Annotated in this window: 16 protein-coding genes and 1 pseudogene; 1 reads left to right on the top strand and 16 read right to left on the bottom strand. The window is 63.8% G+C overall.

Annotated elements, in window-relative coordinates:
• Window positions 1–11: 11 nt before the first annotated feature.
• The 16 genes from MLGJGCBP_RS26595 to MLGJGCBP_RS26520 all read right to left on the bottom strand — a co-directional run bounded on the left by MLGJGCBP_RS26595 (window position 12) and on the right by MLGJGCBP_RS26520 (window position 16,461).
• Window positions 12–440 carry a Zn-ribbon domain-containing OB-fold protein gene (locus MLGJGCBP_RS26595; protein WP_160099180.1) on the bottom strand — a complete coding sequence of 143 codons (429 nt, stop codon included), beginning with the start codon at window positions 438–440 and terminating at the stop codon, window positions 12–14.
• Window positions 440–1,609, bottom strand: a complete 1,170-nt coding sequence (locus MLGJGCBP_RS26590) for a thiolase family protein (protein WP_160099178.1) — start codon at window positions 1,607–1,609, stop codon at window positions 440–442. The genes MLGJGCBP_RS26595 and MLGJGCBP_RS26590 overlap by 1 nt, the downstream gene beginning before the upstream one ends.
• Before the next feature lie 39 nt (window positions 1,610–1,648).
• Window positions 1,649–3,064, bottom strand: a complete 1,416-nt coding sequence (locus MLGJGCBP_RS26585; protein WP_160099176.1) for an MFS transporter — start codon at window positions 3,062–3,064, stop codon at window positions 1,649–1,651.
• Between the two features lie 74 nt (window positions 3,065–3,138).
• On the bottom strand, window positions 3,139–4,311 hold the full coding sequence (locus tag MLGJGCBP_RS26580; RefSeq protein WP_160099174.1) for an acyl-CoA dehydrogenase family protein: 1,173 nt from the start codon (window positions 4,309–4,311) through the stop codon (window positions 3,139–3,141).
• Window positions 4,311–5,105, bottom strand: coding sequence for an enoyl-CoA hydratase/isomerase family protein (locus MLGJGCBP_RS26575; protein ID WP_160099172.1), 795 nt, complete (start codon window positions 5,103–5,105; stop codon window positions 4,311–4,313). The genes MLGJGCBP_RS26580 and MLGJGCBP_RS26575 overlap by 1 nt, the downstream gene beginning before the upstream one ends.
• 14 nt (window positions 5,106–5,119) lie before the next feature.
• Window positions 5,120–6,298 (bottom strand): acyl-CoA dehydrogenase family protein, encoded by a 1,179-nt coding sequence (locus MLGJGCBP_RS26570; protein WP_160099162.1) that lies wholly within the window; start codon window positions 6,296–6,298, stop codon window positions 5,120–5,122.
• Between the two features lie 33 nt (window positions 6,299–6,331).
• A complete protein-coding gene (locus MLGJGCBP_RS26565; protein WP_160099160.1) occupies window positions 6,332–7,114 on the bottom strand; it encodes an aspartate/glutamate racemase family protein in 783 nt (260 codons plus the stop codon).
• Between the two features lie 125 nt (window positions 7,115–7,239).
• A complete protein-coding gene (locus MLGJGCBP_RS26560; protein ID WP_160099158.1) occupies window positions 7,240–7,989 on the bottom strand; it encodes an SDR family NAD(P)-dependent oxidoreductase in 750 nt (249 codons plus the stop codon).
• A gap of 11 nt (window positions 7,990–8,000) precedes the next feature.
• A complete protein-coding gene (locus MLGJGCBP_RS26555) occupies window positions 8,001–8,777 on the bottom strand; it encodes an enoyl-CoA hydratase/isomerase family protein (protein WP_160099156.1) in 777 nt (258 codons plus the stop codon).
• Window positions 8,778–8,827: 50 nt separating this feature from the next.
• The gene (locus MLGJGCBP_RS26550) at window positions 8,828–9,583 is read right to left on the bottom strand and encodes an SDR family oxidoreductase (protein WP_160099154.1); all 756 of its coding nucleotides are present in this window, start codon (window positions 9,581–9,583) and stop codon (window positions 8,828–8,830) included.
• A gap of 121 nt (window positions 9,584–9,704) precedes the next feature.
• A complete protein-coding gene (locus tag MLGJGCBP_RS26545; RefSeq protein WP_160099152.1) occupies window positions 9,705–10,895 on the bottom strand; it encodes a thiolase family protein in 1,191 nt (396 codons plus the stop codon).
• Window positions 10,896–10,998: 103 nt separating this feature from the next.
• The gene (locus MLGJGCBP_RS26540) at window positions 10,999–11,943 is read right to left on the bottom strand and encodes a TIGR03620 family F420-dependent LLM class oxidoreductase (protein WP_160099150.1); all 945 of its coding nucleotides are present in this window, start codon (window positions 11,941–11,943) and stop codon (window positions 10,999–11,001) included.
• Window positions 11,940–13,649, bottom strand: a complete 1,710-nt coding sequence (locus tag MLGJGCBP_RS26535) for an AMP-binding protein (protein WP_160099148.1) — start codon at window positions 13,647–13,649, stop codon at window positions 11,940–11,942. The genes MLGJGCBP_RS26540 and MLGJGCBP_RS26535 overlap by 4 nt, the downstream gene beginning before the upstream one ends.
• A gap of 300 nt (window positions 13,650–13,949) precedes the next feature.
• Window positions 13,950–14,588, bottom strand: coding sequence for a TetR/AcrR family transcriptional regulator (locus tag MLGJGCBP_RS26530; protein WP_268960776.1), 639 nt, complete (start codon window positions 14,586–14,588; stop codon window positions 13,950–13,952).
• A gap of 185 nt (window positions 14,589–14,773) precedes the next feature.
• Window positions 14,774–15,259, bottom strand: coding sequence for a nuclear transport factor 2 family protein (locus tag MLGJGCBP_RS26525; RefSeq protein ID WP_160099144.1), 486 nt, complete (start codon window positions 15,257–15,259; stop codon window positions 14,774–14,776).
• On the bottom strand, window positions 15,259–16,461 hold the full coding sequence (locus tag MLGJGCBP_RS26520) for an NADH:flavin oxidoreductase/NADH oxidase (protein ID WP_201453201.1): 1,203 nt from the start codon (window positions 16,459–16,461) through the stop codon (window positions 15,259–15,261). Before MLGJGCBP_RS26520 ends, MLGJGCBP_RS26525 begins: the two co-directional genes overlap by 1 nt.
• Window positions 16,462–16,664: 203 nt before the next feature.
• On the opposite strand from MLGJGCBP_RS26520, the pseudogene MLGJGCBP_RS26515 reads away from it, so the two are divergent.
• A pseudogene (locus MLGJGCBP_RS26515) lies at window positions 16,665–17,101 on the top strand (NAD(P)(+) transhydrogenase (Re/Si-specific) subunit alpha); the annotation flags it as partial.

The following is a 17,101-nucleotide window of genomic DNA, read 5'->3' as shown; positions in this document are numbered from 1 at the left end:
CGCGTCGTGCTTCATGGCTGCTGGGGATCGGTGAGAGAGGGCTCGAACACCGGTATGCGGGTGTGGTTTCGGTTCTCGAAGCGCACCTGCAGGGCCATGCCGATCGCGAGGTCGGTCTGGGCGCAGCCGACCACGTTCGACATCATGGTGGGGCCTTCCGCGAGGCGCACCAACGCGACCGTGTAGGGGGTCAATGCTTCGAATTCACCGGCGGCGCGGCGGACCACACTGAAGGTCTCCAATGTTCCCGCACCGCTCGCCGTGCGCCAGACCACATCCAAGGATGCGCAGTGGCTGCAGAGAAATCGTGGATAGAACTGCCATTGCTCGCAGGTGCGGCAGTACTGGATGAGTAGTTCGTCGCGTTCACAGGCATTCCAGAACGTCGCCGCCGGATCCTCGTGAGAATCGACTGCCTCGTATGTTTCTTTCGGTGCCATCAGGCCCTCCCCAGGATCAGGAATCCGTTGTTGGCCAGCCAGCTTCCCTGGCCGTGTACCATTCCGAGTTCGGCGTCGGCGACTTGGCGCTCGCCGGCCTCGCCTCGAAGCTGTGTCACCGCTTCGACGACGGAGTCGAGAGCAGCACCCATGCCGGGGTGCCGGAAGGCCAGGGTCCCGCCGTGGGTGTTCATCGGGAGCGGACCGCCCAGTTTGATTCCGCCGTCTTCTACGAAGGCTCCGGCGTCACCCTTGTCGCAGAAGCCCATGTCTTCGAGAAGGATCAACGGTACGATCGCGGCGGGATCGTAGACCTCGAGGAAATCGATGTCCGCCAAGGTCACATCCGCCCGGGCGAGAGCTTGCCGCGTAGCTACACCGATGTGGTCGAACTTGGCGACGTTCGGTGCCTGGCTCAAGCTCATGAACGCGGCCGCTTCGCCGTACCCACGTATCTGGACCGCGCGGTCGTTGCGTGGTCGTTTCGTGACCAGGAACCCCTGTCCTCCGCCGGTGGAGATCAATGCCAGCATGGAGCGGGTCAGGGGGCTGCTGGTGACGGTATCGCTCAGTACGGACTCGACGGTGAGCTCGCCCTTGACTTCCGTGTGCGGGTTCCGCAGTCCGTGCTCGCGGATGGTCACGGCCAAGGCCGCCATCTGTTCGAGGGTCGTCCCGTAGTCGTGCATGTGGCGAGTGGCCATCAAGGCGAAGGCGGTCGGGATGATAGGACCGAAGGGGCGTTCGAAGGTTTTGTCGAAGCTCTTCATATAGAGGTCGATCGCACCGTCGATTCCCAGGGTGGTCGCGAAGTTGTCGGCGGACAGTACCAGGACGTTGGACGCGAGCCCCAATTCGATGGCTGCCTCGGCAATGTGGATGACGTCGATTGCGGGTCTGCCGCCGTATGGTGCCATCGTGGTGTATGTCGGTGTGATTCCGAGGTATTCCGCGAGTTCTGCCGGATTGCACTCGAAGGGTTGCGGAATCGACGAGGACAGCACCACACCGTCGACTTCCTTCAGATCGACTTGGGCGTCAGCCAGTGCACCCAGGGCCGCATCGACGAGAAGTTTCATGTACGACGGTGCTGGTCGGCCGCGGCCGACGATCTGCTGTGACACACCCGAGATGTAGGTCGGGGTTGCGTCTGTTTCGTTGGTTTTCATGTTTCCCACCTCCCTTGCTGGAAGACAACGCTTCCGGCGTCAGGCGTCCGAGTCCGTCATCGGGTTCGGATGCCGTTTGGATTTTGATGCGTGTGACAAAGCCTCGTGGCGTCGGAGCTGGAAGCGAACCACGACGATCGCGGTCGTCGAGAGGAGCGCGAGCAAGGCCGAGACTCGGAAGGCACCCTGATAGCTCCCGAGCCCGAACCGGCCGAACGCGCCGTCGGTAGAGGCATCGAAGACCACCGCAAGCCCCGCAAGCCCCAGACCGCCACCGATCTGTCCGGCCGAGTTGAACATCGCACCCCCGATCCCAGCGGAGTCGAGACCGACGAGAGTGACGACCAGGTCGCTTTGCGCGATGAAGGCGATGACCTGGCCGACGATCGCCAAGAATAGGGCAGCGAGATACAGGACCGCGTGTGATCGCTCGGAGAGGTAGGAGGCCGCGATGGGTCCGAGAGCGCATACTGCTCCCCCGGTGATGATGATGCTGTCTCGCGACTGTCCGCGCGAAAGGGCTCTGGCGGCGACTCGGGATCCCAGAAGCGCTCCGACGGCCAGTGGTGCCAGCCACAGCGCTGCGGAGGTCATGCTCAATCCGACAAGGTTTTGGAGTGCGAGCGCACCGAAGTAGTAACTGCCTGCCCATGCCGCGTAGAGCAGGCCCGTCGCGATCAGCACGCCGACAAGTCCCGGGACGCGCCACAAGCGGTGCGGGATCATAGGGCGCGTACTGCGACGTTCGTGGACTGCAGCACCTACCCACAAAACCCCTGCGAGGGCCATCGTCGTCAAGACGGTTACCTCTCCCCACCCGGTTTTCGACCCCAGCGTCAACCACGATGCTAAAAGCAAGAGCGCCGCCGAGATGAGTACGGCCCCCCAATAGCTCGGGGCGGGTTTGTTCGGCGCTGCTACTGACGGTAGCCGCCAGGCAAGGAAGGTAAGGGTCAGAACGACAACAAACTCGAAGACGAACACCGACCGCCAACCCAACGCGTCGGACAGGATGCCACCGGCGAGCGCGCCGGCTCCGAAGCCAATCGCGCCCGAGGCTGCGAAGGCAGCCAACTGGCGCGATCGACGGCGTGGATCGCTAGTCGAGACCGCCAGCCACGCCAGCCCGCCTGGGACTGCCAATGCCGCACCGATGCCTTGGACGATCCGGCCGACGATCAGCATCCACGCGGTTGGAGCCACGGCCGCCAGCGCGGCCCCGGCGGTGGAAATGGCGAAGCCTGCGACGAGGATCCGGCGGCTTCCCACCGCATCCGTCAGGCGTCCTCCCCACAGGACCAGTGCGCCGAAGACGATGGCGTAGGCCGACACCACCCATGACAGGCTCGATGCGCCGCCACCCAGGGTGCCCGCGACATCCGGAACCAGCAGGGGGCAGGCACCGATATTGATCGCGTTCATCAGCTGGGCGGCACACGCGACCGCGACCGACACTCGCGCGCTCGGTTTCGACCGTGGTCGATACCAGTGGTTGTCCGCGCGGTTTGACCGGCCTGGTACCGCTGGGCTCACTTGCGGGTCCGGGACCACTTGTGGATGTTGTTGCGTTGGATGGCGGACGAGCCGCCGATGATCGGCATGACGAGGACATCGCGGACATAGCGTTCGCAGTCGAAGTCCTTGACGTATCCGTATGCGCCCATGATTGTCTGGGCGTTCAGGACCACCGTTTTCGACGCCTCGGTGACGAATAATTTGGCCATCGAGGTTTCGACGCCACATTGGACGCCGCGACCGGCAAGCACAGCCGCATCGTCCAGAACGAGTCGGGACGCGTGGAGCTGAACTTGCATGTCGGCAAGCGTGTGGGCGATCGACTGGTGCTTGCTGATCGGAACTCCGAACTGCTCACGCTCCTCACTGTAGGCGAGCGCATCCTCGTAGGCGGCGGTGGCGATTCCCAGCGACATGGCGGCCACCTCGAGTTTCTCGATATCGAGGCCGCTGCCCGTGATGAGTTCCCAGCCGCGGTTCCACGCCTCCTCACCACCCATGAGGTTGTCGACAGGGATCCGCACGTCCGTGAAGGAGACGTCGGTTGTGTGCGTTCCCTTCAGCCCCATCGTGTCGATCTGGGTGATTGCCACGCCCTCGGCGTTCGACGGGATGACGAGCGTCGAGAGATTGTGGTATTTGGCGCCTTCTGGATCGGACTTTGCGAGTGTATAGATGTAGTCGCTCAGCCCAGCACCCGTACAGAACCGCTTGGAACCGTTGACCACGAGTTCATCACCTTCGCGACGGACGGTGGTCTTCACGCTCGCGAGGTCGGCACCGACATCGGGTTCGGTCCATCCGTACGCAAAGATCATCCGCCCTTCGGCGATTTCGGGGAGCCAGCGCTTCTTCTGTTCCTCGGTGCCGCACTCGACGACGGTCATCCCCGCGTAGCAGCTCGCCATGATGTAGGGGACTGCGACTGCCAGGCTTCGCTTGGAGAGTTCTTCGATCGTCATCAGGGTCGCCGGTATGTCTGCACCCGATCCGCCGTACTCTTCGGGGATCGCCAGGCCCATCACGCCCAACGTGGCCAGGCGATCGAACACCTCACGGGGAAAGGTGTTGTTCTTGTCCCATTCGGCGACGACAGACCGGGGCATCTGTTCGGCGACGAATCGACGCACGACGCTCCGGAGTTCGACGGCGTCGTCCGACAGGGCGCGTTGCGTATCGCCGGCCATCACTTGCCCTGGAACTTCGGTGTCCGTCCTTCACGGAAGGCTGCCACGGCTTCGGCGTGGTCGGCCGTGCGGTTGGACAGACTTTCGTAGGCCATGGACGTGTCCATGATCGAATGGGCCAGCTGCTTCAGACCGATGTTGGCCGAAACCTTGCTCCAGCGAATGGCTTTGGTGGCGCCGTTGCGCAGCCGACCGGCGAATTCAGTGACTCGTTCATCCAAGGCTTCACTGGGCACGGCGTGGTTGATCAGTCCGATGTCCGCGGCAACGCGGGCAGGGATCAAGTCTCCGGTCAGCAGGTACTCTTTGGCACGGGCGTATCCGATCAGCTGCGGCCAGATCACTGCGCCGCCGTCGCCGGCGACGAAGCCGACCGAGACGTGCGGATCGCCGATTTTCGCGGACTCGGCGGCGAAGATGACGTCGCAGAACAGAGCGAGGGTCGCACCGAGGCCGACAGCGTGACCGTTCACCTTCGCGATGATCGGCTTCTCCAGATCGAGCAGGGAGAAGATGATGCGCTTCGCCTCGCTGACTGTCTGCTCGAACGACTCCGGATCATCGACGGCTTCCTGCATCCAGTCGATGTCTCCGCCCGCCGAGAATGCCCGGCCGGCGCCGGTGAGCACGACCACGTCGACGTCGGCATCGCGCTGGAGATCGTCGAAGATGGTGGACAGCTCGGTGTGGAGTCGAGCGTTCGCGACGTTGAGCTTGTCAGGCCGGTTCATGGTCACTGTCGCAACACGGTCGACGACGTCGACGATGAGATACTGGTACTCGTTGTAAGACATGATGGTTCCTCCGGTCAGCGGGACTTGGCCGCGTCCTTGTAGGTTTCGCGGGCGATGATGATTTTCTGGATCTCACTGGTGCCGGCACCGATCTCGTGGTGCTTGGCATCCCGGTAGAGTCGCGCAGCCGGGTACTCCTCCATCAAGCCGTAGCCACCGAGAACCTGCACCACCTCTCGGGAAGCCTCGACCGCGGCCTCCGAGCTGTACAGCTTGAGGATCGCGGCGGCGCGGGTGACCACTTCACCGCGTTCGAGGGCCCTGATCAGGTGGTAGAACATGACCCGGCTCATTTCGACACCGGTGGCCATCCGGGCGATCTTGTCCTGCGTCAGCTGGTACTCCGACAGGGCCTGGCCGAAGACCTTCCGCTCGCTCGAGTACGAGACGGCGAGGTCGAGACAGGCCTGGGCGATTCCGGTGTTGGAGGCGCCCTCGAAGACTCGTTCGAGATCGAGGCCCTCGAGCATGTAGTAGAAGCCCTTCTCGGCTTCGCCGAGAATCTGATCGTCGGATACGCGCACGGAATCGAAGAAGACCTCCGCGGTGGGGGAACTGCGCAGTGACATCTTCTTGAGCGGGCTTCCCACTGTCAGTCCCGGAGTTCCGGCGTCGACGATGAAGCAGGTGCCGCCGTGTGCGCGCCGGTTTTCGCCGCTGGTGCGGGCGAAGACCAGGAAGTGGTCGGCGATCGGGGCGTTGGTGATGAAAGTCTTCGACCCGTCGATGATCCAGTCGGACCCGTCGCGGCGGGCGGTGGTGCGCGGGCTCAGCGCGTCGGATCCACCGTGCGGTTCGGTCAGACAGATCGATGCGGACGCCGTGCCTTCGATCAGGGGCACCAGGTATCGCTGCTTCTGCGCCTCGGTACCCCGCTTGATCAGATGCCGTGCGACCAGGCTCATGTTGACGAAGAGTGTGGCGTCCAGGCCGGCGTCGGCGCGGGCGGTTTCTTCTGCCAAGATGGCGCGGGTCATCAGGCTTCCGCCACCACCGCCGTACTCCTCGGGTGCGAACGAGCCGAGGAGGCCTTGCTCGCCCATCTTCTTCAACAGTTCCGCCGGCGGGCGCCCGTCACGCTCCATGTCCTCGACGATCGGCCGCACATGTTTGTCCATGAACTTCTGGACGACGTCCTGGAAGGCGCGCTCTTCCTCGGTAAGTAGCGACTGGGCCACTGACGTGGTCTGCATGGTGAAAGTCCTTTCAAAACAAGAGGTTAGAGGTCAGAGACCGAAGAGGGAACGGACACGATCGGCGTCCTTGTCGGCGAAACGCTTGGTGTAGCCGGCACGGCTCGTGGGCAGAAGCCCTCCCTTGCTGGTGAGATCCACCCGCATCTCGAGGGTCTTGAGGCCGATGACCAAGGCGTCGAACACCGGCACGTCCAGGCCCGAGACCTGGGTGTACCCGGCCGCGGAGGCGATGGTGCTCAGCCCCGCGCTGCCCAGGACGATGGCGGTGGCACCCTGGTCGACGAGTTTGTGGGCCTGCTTGTCAAGCTCGGCAGCAACCTTCTCCGGATTCGTGAAACCGTCCGTGAACGCTTCCGCGGAGGGAATGTCGATGCGCTGCACCCCGGCGCAGCGGCCGAGCAGCCCGCTCTTGGCGACCAGACTGTGGCATACCTCCGCCCAGGCACGATCTTCGACCGTGATGACCCCGAAGCGGTAGGCGTACATCGAGGCCAAGTGCAACGAGGCCTCCCACGGTCCCACCACCGGGACATCGACGAGGGTGCGTGCTTCGATCACGCCCGGGTCGCCGGTACAGGCGACCATGCAACCGTCGACACCGTCACGCCCGGCCTCGGAGATGTTGTGGACGACGTCGACGGCGTTGAGGGCATACGGGTAGCCGAACACCGTGTCGGCGGCGCGCTTGAGCTTGGCCCATCGATGAACGATTTCGGTGTCCGGCCGCTTGTACTTGTCGAAAACTTCGTTGACCAGCTTCGTGTACGACTCGGATCCCTGCTGGGAGTTGATGTGTACGACTGAGAGCTTCATGGATTCACCATTCTATCGAGCGACCGTTCGATTAGTGTAACCACGGGAAGGCCGTGGAAACAAGGGTCGAGCGGGCGGCAATCGGTTGTCAGTGCCGAACTACGTTGGGATTAAGTTGTTTTCGTTCACTTCAAGGCTCCGACCGACAGTCCGCCGCAGGCGACGAGCGTCTGCCCGGTGATATAACCCGCCCCGGGAGAGGTCAGAAACTCGACGCACGCGGCGATTTCTTCGGTCGTGCCGGCCCGGCCCATCGGAATCTTGGAGGTTTGTTCCTCACGGAACTCTGCTGGGGTGGACAGGAACATCCCTGTCGCGATGACCCCGGGTGAGACACAGTTGACCGTGATTCCGTGGCGGGCGAGTTCGATGGCGGCCGACCGCGTGAGACCTTCGATCCCGGCCTTCGCCGCGCTGTAGCTGATACCCGCTACTGTTCCGCGGGAGGCGATCGAACTGGTGTTGACGATGCGGCCGAATCCACGCTCCTTCATCCCGGGTGCGAAGGCGCGCAGGGTGTTCAGGGTCGATTTCAGGTGCGTGTCGAGAACGAGAGCGAAATCTTCGTCGGTGATCTTCGACAGCACGGCGTTGCGCACCGCGCCGGCCAGATTCACCAGCACCGTGGGGGCGGCGAACTGCTTGGTGACGTCCGCAGCGAGACCATCGACGTACTCGCGACGGGAGACGTCACCGGTGTGCGCGGAGGCGCTCAGTCCCGCGGCCGCCAGTTCCTTGGCCACCCGCTCGGCGCCGGAGGGGTCGATGTCGACCACGCATACGTGCGCGCCGGCGCTGGCCAGGGTGTGGCACACGGCCGCCCCGATGCCGCCGCCTCCGCCGGACACAACCGCGACACTATCGGATGAACTCATAACGGACTCCTTCATCGGCCCTGGTATTGCGGGGCTCGTCCTTCGAGGAAGGCAGTGATGCCCTCGCGGTGATCGTCGGTGTCGAACAGTGCGGAGAAGATGTCCACCTCACGTCGGTGTCCCTCGTCGAGCGAGTGACGAAGTCGGTGATTGGCCGAGCGTTTCGCGGCTTCCACGGCGAGAGGGCCGGCCTTGTTGATCCGCTCGGCGACCTCGAGTGCCGCCTCGACGACTGTTCCGGAGGGGCAGACCGAATCCACGAGACCGACCCGTTGGGCTTCCTCGGCGCTGATTCTGTCGCCGGTGAACAGCATCCGTTTCGCTGTACCGGAAGGGAGGGCGGTGAAGAGCATCTGGGTGCCCCCGGCTCCTGGGATCAACCCCAGCTGCACCTCGGTGACGCCGATTTTGATGTGTTCCTCGGCGATCGCGAAGTCGCAGGCGAGCATGAGCTCGAGTCCTCCGCCGAGGGCGTGGCCGTTCAACGCGGCGATCACCGGCACTCGGAGGGAGAACAGTTTTTCCTGCATGGCCTGTACCCGCAGCGCCATCCGGGCTGCACCGGCGCGGTCGATGCTGGTGAAGTACCGGATGTCGCCGCCGGCGACGAAACACTTGCCGAGTCCGGTGAGGATCATGGACCGGTAGGTGCGATCCTTCTCTACCTCGCCCGCGGCGCGGGCGATCGCGTCGGCGACATCCGGGTGCAAGGCATTGACCGGCGGGTTGTCGATCGTTACGACCGCGGTCTCCCCGCACCTTTTCACTGACACGTATTGTTCGATCACTTTTTCACCTGCTTCGAAGGGGGCTCGTGAGGGCCGTCTGTCTGGGATTTTCAGAGAATGCTCTTGACGAGGGAATCGGGGGCGATCCGCAGCACGAGTTCGAAGAAGGTCCAGGGCCACCAGGGCACGCAGGCGTCCTTTACTTCGTGTTCGATTGCCCGGACGAGGGACGCCGCACCGGCGGAGGCCTCGACCAGCAGGGGGTGCCGCTTCCCTGTCCGGTCCTGCATTTCCGACTCGATGTACCCGGGCCGAATGGTGCTCACCTTGATGGGCACCTGCTTGGCCCTGACGTCCGAGCGGATACCCTCAGCCAGATGCGCGAGCGCGGCTTTCGTCGCCGCGTACACGTTCATCGGTCCGGGCAGGCCACGTCCAGCGGTCACCGACGACATCACCACCAGATGGCCGGTGCCTTGACGGTAGAACAGCTCCATCGCCGCCTCGCACTGGGCGATGCCGGCAACGAAATTCGTCAGGGCGGTGTCCCGGTTGGCGGCGAACCGCCCGCCGCCGATTCGACCGCCTTTGCCGATTCCGGCGTTGACAATAATGCGGTCGAGTCCTCCCATCTCCGCGGCCGACTTCGCGAACACCTCGAAGACGGCGTCGTGGTCGGTGACGTCGAGTTGGTGCATCAGCACGCGTCTGCCCGGGGACTGCTGCTCGATCTCGGTCTTGACCTTCTCGAGCAGTTCTAGGCGGCGAGCGGTCAGAACCAGATCACAGCCGCGCGCAGCGAACGCTTTCGCCATGCCGGCGCCCAGCCCGGAGCTGGCTCCGGTGATCAGCACTCTCGTGTTCATGCATTCTCCTCGAGTCTGCGGTATTCGGGAGCGTCGCGCCCGATGGTGCGATCACCGGATGGGTGATTGATCGGGGCAGGTCGCTCGTCGACGACGGTCATTTGTTGCGGTGACCCGCCGCTCACAGCACCTCGACGATGGTGGCGTTCGCCATTCCGCCGCCTTCGCACATGGTCTGCAGGCCGTAGCGGCCTCCCGTGGCCTCGAGGTGGTTGACGAGGGTGGCCAGCAGCCGTGTTCCGGATGCGCCCAGTGGGTGGCCCAGCGCGATCGCTCCGCCTCGCGGGTTGAGCTTGGCCGAATCCACGTCGAACTCGCGCTGCCAGGCCAGGGGCACGGGTGCGAATGCCTCGTTGACCTCGAAGGCGTCGATGTCGTCGATGTTCAGACCGGATCGTTTGAGTGCCAGTTCGGTCGCCGGGATCACGCCGGTCAGCATCAGCAGTGGATCCGATCCGGTGACGGCGAAGGTGTGGAAGCGGGCGCGTGGTGTCAGACCGAGTGCCTGCGCCCGTTCTTCGCTCATGATCAGTGCCGCGGAGGCACCATCGGTCAGTGGCGAGGAGTTGCCGGGTGTGACCGACCAGCTGATCTCCGGGAACCGCTGTTCGAGGGCGGCGTCGAAGAAGGACGGGCGTAGCCCGGCGAGGCCTTCGGCGGTGGTGGATGCGCGCACGGTTTCATCGCGCAGGTGCTGGGTGGTGTGGTCGTCGTCCGTCGCTCGGTCGATGGGAACGATTTCGGTGTCGAAGGCGCCGGAGGACGCGTGGGCGGCGGCCCGTTCGTGTGACCGCGCCGCGTAGTCGTCCAGTTCGGTGCGCGACATCTTCCACCGTGCGGCAATGAGTTCCGCGCTTATGCCCTGGTTCACCAGTCCGTCGGGATAGCGGACGCTCAAGGGTGCGAGCGGGTCGCCGCCGTGCATTCCGGAGAACATCGGGACGCGGCTCATCGACTCGACGCCACCGGCGATGACGACGTCATAGGCGCCGGCGAGCACACCCTGGGCGGCGAAGTGCACCGCTTGCTGGCTGGAACCGCACTGTCGATCGATCGTCGTTGCCGGGACCGACTCGGCGAAGCCGGCGGCGAGTACCGCTGACCGGGCGACATTGACGCCCTGGTCCCCTACCTGACCCACACATCCGATGATGACGTCTTCGATCACGCTCGAGTCCACTCCGGTGCGGGCGAGGAGCTGCCGCATGGTGCTAGCCAGGAGGTCGACAGGGTGCACTGTCGACAGCGCTCCTCCAGGCTTTCCTTTTCCCGACGCGGTACGGATGATGTCGACGATCACTGCAGTTGGCATGTGTTCCTCACAGAGGTGGTAGGCGGTGCTGGCGTTCGGTGACGGCGGCGCGGGTTGGCTTCGCGCTCAGTCGATGCCAGGGGGTCGGTGATGGCTGCCGCGGTCATCGGGATACTTCTTGGGAGATGAAACAGTCGACGGCGGTGCGGAGTTCCCGCCACTCCTCGAGTGGGGGGCTGTCGCGATTTTCCACGAGGAGATTGATCGCCACGTGGTCGGCGCCGGCGTCGAGTTGCGCGGCGACACGGGAACGGATTCCGTCGGTGCCCCATGCAAACAGTTCGTCGATCAGGCGGTCACTGCCATTTCCCTCGAGATCGCTTTCGGTGAAACCGAGGCGTCTGAAGTGCCGCACATAATTGGGCAGCTCGCGGTAGAACCGCAGGTAGGTGCTCGCGATCTTCCGCGCCTCACTCTCGGTGTCGGCCATGATGGCCGGCTGGGTGACGGCGAGGAAGGAATGCGCGCCCAGCGCGGCCCGGGCGCGCCGGGTGTGATCGACGGTGGCGTTGTAGGTGAGTGCGCCGCCGGCCGCAGATCGTGCGAGGTGCAGCATCTTCGGGCCCAGGGCGCCGAGGATTGTCAGCGCCGAATCGGGTACCTGCTGTCGTTCGGGTTGGTGCGCGATCTCGGTCAAGTACGCCGTCATCGCGGGGATCGGGGGTCCGAAACTCTGGCCTCGGCGCGCCACGAACGACTGGTGGCTCACGCCCAGCCCGAGCACGTAACGGTCCCCGTACAACTCCCACAAGGCCCGGCGTCCGCTTGCCACCGACCGTGCGTCGCGTGCGTAGATGCTCGCGACCCCGGTTCCGATGGTCAATCGTTCAGTGGCCGCCAGATAGGACGAGGCAGCGACGAGTGCGTCGCGGCCGGCGTCGCCCGGTAACCACAGCGCCCCAAAGCCCTGTTGTTCGATCTGACGGGCAACCTCGAGTGCGCGTGGTACCGGCAGTGGATCCAGCGTCGAGGTCCAGATCCCGACGAGCCCACCCGCGAACGACCGGCACTGCCGGTCGTTCTCCTCGCGAGTGGGCGGTTCGCTCATCCGCCGACTCCTACCGGGCCGCCCTGTGCGAGCTGGTCGGTCAGAACGAACTTCTTGATCTTCCCAGATGGGGTGCGCGGAAGGGACTGGGTGACAACCAATTTCTGCGGCCAGAACTGCTTCGACATTCCTACCTTCTCCAGGTGCTTGACCAGATCGTCGAGGGTCGGCGCGGGACCGGCGGGCACGACGACGGCACACACACGCTCACCGAGTCGTTCATCGGGGTAGGCGACGACGGCGGCTTCCTGTACGTGCTCGTGGGAGAACAGCGCGTTCTCGATCTCCACTGCGGAAATGTTCTGGCCGCCCCGGATGATGATGTCCTTCGTTCGTCCCTCGACGCGGATGCCTCCGTCGGGGGTGATCCGACCGAGATCGCCGGTGTCGAACCACCCGTCGGCGGTGAACGCCGCCGCAGTCAGCTCAGGCTGCTTGTAGTAGCCGGCGAAAACGCTGGGGCCGCGGACCTGCAGGCTTCCCGTGACACCGGTGAGCACCGCTTGACCATGTTCGTCGACGATCCGTACGTCCTGCCAGGGAACCCGGAAGCCGTCACTCGCCCCGAGGGTGTGCACATCGGCGCCGAGTTGGTGGATCGAGGCGATTCCGGTTTCCGAGCATCCCCAGAGCGAGACCAGGCTGGTCCCGAACAGCTCGTGCATGGACTCTGCCAACGAGGCGGGGATCGCGGCCCCTCCACAGGCGAAGGCCCGGAAGGTCTGCTGAGTCCGGGGCCTCTGCTTCTGGGTCTCGATCATGTCGAGCGCGAAGGTGGTCGCCGAGAGCGTCCAGGTGATGCCCTCCACGGCGATCGTGTCGAGCAATCCTTCGACGTCCCACACGTCTTGGTAGACGATCTTCTGCCCGGTCGACAGTGGAACCAACATGCCGTGAATGAAGCCGGTCAGGTGGCCGAGCGTGGAGGCCATGAAGGCGACGTCGTCCCCGGTGAGTTCGAGAGCACGGGTGACCACGCGGTGATAGCCCGACCATGCCGTGTTGTAGGTGTGCATGGCGGCCTTGGGCGTGCCCGTGGTTCCGGAGGTGAATACGAGCATCGCGATATCGTCGGAACCGGGACGGCGCCGATCCAGTGCCTCGCTTACCTCGGCGTCGATCTGGCCCGACGATCCTAGGAACGTCTCCTCGAAGGACGAACACCCGGGCGTCTCCCGCGACGCGTTGAGCACGAAAACATGTTCCAGGGTGGGCGTTTCGGCTTTCAAGCCCTGCGCCATGGTCGCATAGTCGTACCCGCGGAATTCCTCGGGCACGAACAGCACCTTGGTGCCGGCGTGGGCGAGCATGAACCGGAGTTCACGCTCGCGGTAGATGATGGGGATCGGGTTCGGCACGGCGCCCACGCGCATGGTCGCCAAGGCCAGGGCGGCACCTTCCCATCCGTTCGGGACCTGAATGGTGACGACATCGGACGGCTGCACTCCGAGTTCGAGTAGCTGCGCCGCGAAGCGATCGACGAGTGCGGCGAGTTGACCGTACGTCACGGTGTTCGGAAGCACGGTTCCTTTGCTGTACGAGACCACGGCCGCCTTATCGGGATGCCGACCGGCCGCGACCAGGAAGTCATCCAGGAAGGTTTCCTCACGCCAAAGGTTCGCTACCTCGAACTTAGCCACGTCGTCCGCGTTGAACGGCCGCAGCGATGACTCGAACACCGCGCCCTTGTGCTGCCGCATCCGCATTTTGCCTCCTCGAAGCGTATTCAGCGCTCTCGCTCACTATTCGAGCGGTCGCTTGATTTAATAACTGTATGACGCCGCAGTGCTGTGGTCAAGGGCTCTGGAACGCCTCCGCCGGAAATCAGTTCCACACCGATACACGAACCCGGTCGTGTCGGTGGCGATCTGAAGTTCCCCCCGTGGACAGAGAAAAGAAGTGCCGCCGAACCCGGCGCCTTCGCCGGTTCAACGTGCGCCGAACGCCGGGTTTCGTACCTGAAACCCGGCGTTCGGCCTGTCATCACATTCTCGGGGCAGTGCCCGTCAGGTGCGAGTAGGGAGTCCCACCATGCGGCGCGCCAGCTGCACGAAGTCGGCGGTGATTTCCTCGAGCCCCAACGGTCCTTGGGGGTCGTACCAACTCGACAGAGCGGTGATCATCGAGAGCATCGAATTCCGGGTGATAGTCAGGTCGACGATGTCGAATCGGTTCAGCACGGTGCCGTCCCGGAGAATTTCGTGCAGTGTGGAATCGAATCGGTCCCGGAGTTCGACGTAGGACTCGTGACGGGCCCGGGACAGCGCCCGGGTCTCAATGGAGGCGATGAACGTCTCCTTGTGGCGCGCGATGTGCCATTTGACGAGAATCCGAACGAAGGTCTCGAGCCGGGACTCGACGTCATCGGGGTCGATCTCCCCTAAGCCCAGCTCGAGATCTGCGACGATCTCCTCGAGAAGGTCGATCAGCAGTCGATAGAGAAACTCTTCCTTGCTGCGGAAGTAGTAGTAGAGCGACCCTGACTTCAACTCGGCCGCCTCGGCGAGCTGACGGGTGTTCATTGCCTCGTAGCCATGCTCGAAGAGGAGCTCGACGCCTGCCGATCGAACTCGTCTCCAGGTCTCGTCACGACTAGAGCCCGCCGTCCTCAAATCAAACCTCTTCTCATGTTCGCGTCCTCTCACGTCCAGGCCGCGCCCACCGGCGGCTGCGCCGCAAGTGGGCGACCTTCACGTGCATTTCTCGATGTGGTCGCCGAATTTCCTCAGTCTAGCGACAGCTTCGACGGCGCCCGATCACCATTGCCGAAGGTCAGCGCAACAGCCGGTGACTTGAGCCTCGGTTCGATGACAGTGATGTTGATGAGTTCCTAATGGCCCTGCGCCCGCACGGGGGGAGGCGTGATGAGAGCAAGGTCCATCGGCTCGGAGATGAACCATCGACTAACCACTCGCTCGTGCAGTTTCCACTGCCCGTCTCGGCGTTTGCACTCGTCGTCGTACGTTGCGGCCACCAGGCATGGACTGCCCTCTGCGGTGACGCAGATCGCGAAGGAGTCGCTCACCGTGCGGGCAAGGTCCGGCGAGTCGAACTCGATGATGTGGTTCGTTGTCCAGTGATGAGTGCTCACATAGCTGTTCGCGACGAAGTCGAGTGCGCTCGCCAACTCTGCCAGGCCCTTGAACCGACCGTTCTTGCGTCCCACGACGTACTCCGCTTCCTCGTGCCAGATGGACAGGAATACGGAGGGGTCCCGGCGATCGATACCGAGGCAATATCTGGCACCGAGTTCCAAGATCGCGGCACGACTGTCCAGCTCGTCGATCCGGCGTGAGAGCTCCGTCGAGTCGGTCATCAATTGCTCCTCGGGGCCGTGGAGTTCGCGGGTTCACGTGACGGAGCGCCGGCGTCGGCGGCAGTGACGCGGTCCAGCTGGCGTCGGCGTTTGCCGATCCAGGATTTGCTCTGCACCGGAAGGAGGTCGAATCGGTCTCCTTCGCCGAACTGGGCTAGTTCTTCTCGTGCGGTCACTGGCCAGGATGGGTTGATGAGGGCTTCGCGACCGAATGCCACCAGGTCGGCGGCGGCCGTGCGAATGACGTCGTCGGCCTGTAACGCATCGGTGATGAGCCCGACCGCAAGTGTTGGAACCTCCGCGCGCCTTCGGAGCTCCGCGGCAAGTTGCACCTGATATCCGGGCCGAATCTGATTGTAGTAGGCGCCGATTCCGCCCGAGGAGCAGTCGATGAGGTCTACTCCGACCACTTTCAATCGCCGCGCCAGCTCGATCGAGTCCTCGATGGTGATACCGCCTTGCTCGCCGTCGATGACCGAGATACGTACTAGCAGTGGACGCTCGGCCGGCCACACCTCACGGACAGCTTTGGCGACGCGCAAGGGAAAGCGCATGCGCCCTTCGAGATCTCCACCGTATTCGTCCGCTCGGGTGTTGCTCAGAGGCGATAGGAAGCTGTGGAGCAGGTAACCGTGCGCTGCATGGATCTCGAGGACGTCGAACCCGGCTTCGGCCGCGCGCTTTGCTGCCGATGTCCATGCGTCGAGCTGCTGTTCCAGATCGGCAACGGTAAGGGCAGAGGGTCGTTGCCATCCCGCGGAATGCGGTTCTTCGGTTACCGAATAGATGTCCCACCGGCTGTCGGCCGGGCGTTCCTCGTCGGAAACCCATGGGGGGAGTGTGCCGGCCTTCGCGCCCGCATGGCCCAACTGCAGTCCGATTCGGGCGCCGTACGCGTGCGCGAAGTCGACGACACGGCGCAACGACGGAATCTGAGAGTCATCCCATAAGCCCAGATCACCATAGGTAAGCCGCCCCTCGGGACTGATCGCCGTGGCCTCGACCATGACCAGGCCGAACCCACCGAGAGCGAAACGGCCGAGATGAACAAGATGGTAATCATTTGCGATACCCTGGTCGGCCGAGTACTGACACATCGGCGAAACGACAGTCCGGTTCCGGAAGGTGACGCCGCGAAGGGTCCACTGGTCGAAGAGCCGATCAGGCTTGCCTTGCATTTTCGGATCCTTCCTCTCTTCCACATCGAACAGCTACATGGACGGGCTGTCACGTAGCTACGCCGCTTCCGTCAAATTAATCGATCGAATGATTGATTTATTGGTAAGCTATGCCACAGCGTCCGGAAGGTCAACGGCGAACCCGTCAAGCCGACGCATCAACGCGAACATCGCCACCCCCTGTGAAGCGATGCCTACCCACCAGCGCAGGAAGCCGAGAGATCGTGATTGCCGAGTCAGAAGAAACGCAGAGCGCGTCCACCTCGCGCCCGACGATCGGTGTCGTTCGGGAATCGAACGACGGTGAGCGTCGCGTGGCGTTGGTGCCGAAGGTCGTGGCGTCGTTGATCGCCAAGGGCGTCGACGTGGTGGTCGAGTCGGGTGCCGGATTGGGCGCGTTGATTCCGGACGGAGCCTATAAGGACGTCGGGGCGTCGATCGGGGATGCGTGGTCGGCGGATGTGATCGTGAAGGTCGCGCCGCCGTCGGACGAGGAAGTGGGCCGGCTCCATGCCGGGCAGACGTTGATCGGGTTCCTCGCCCCCCGCAATCAGGACAATCAGGTGGCCGCGCTGAAGACGGCCGGGGTGCAGGCGTTCGCGGTCGAGGCGATCCCGCGGATCTCCCGCGCCCAGGTGATGGACGCACTGTCGTCGCAGGCGAA

The sequence above is a fragment of the Rhodococcus sp. T7 genome (genome assembly GCF_009872365.1).
Classification (GTDB): domain Bacteria; phylum Actinomycetota; class Actinomycetes; order Mycobacteriales; family Mycobacteriaceae; genus Rhodococcus_F.
The sequence above is the reverse complement of the archived record's forward strand: the minus strand, read 5'-3'. Positions and strand labels throughout refer to the sequence as shown.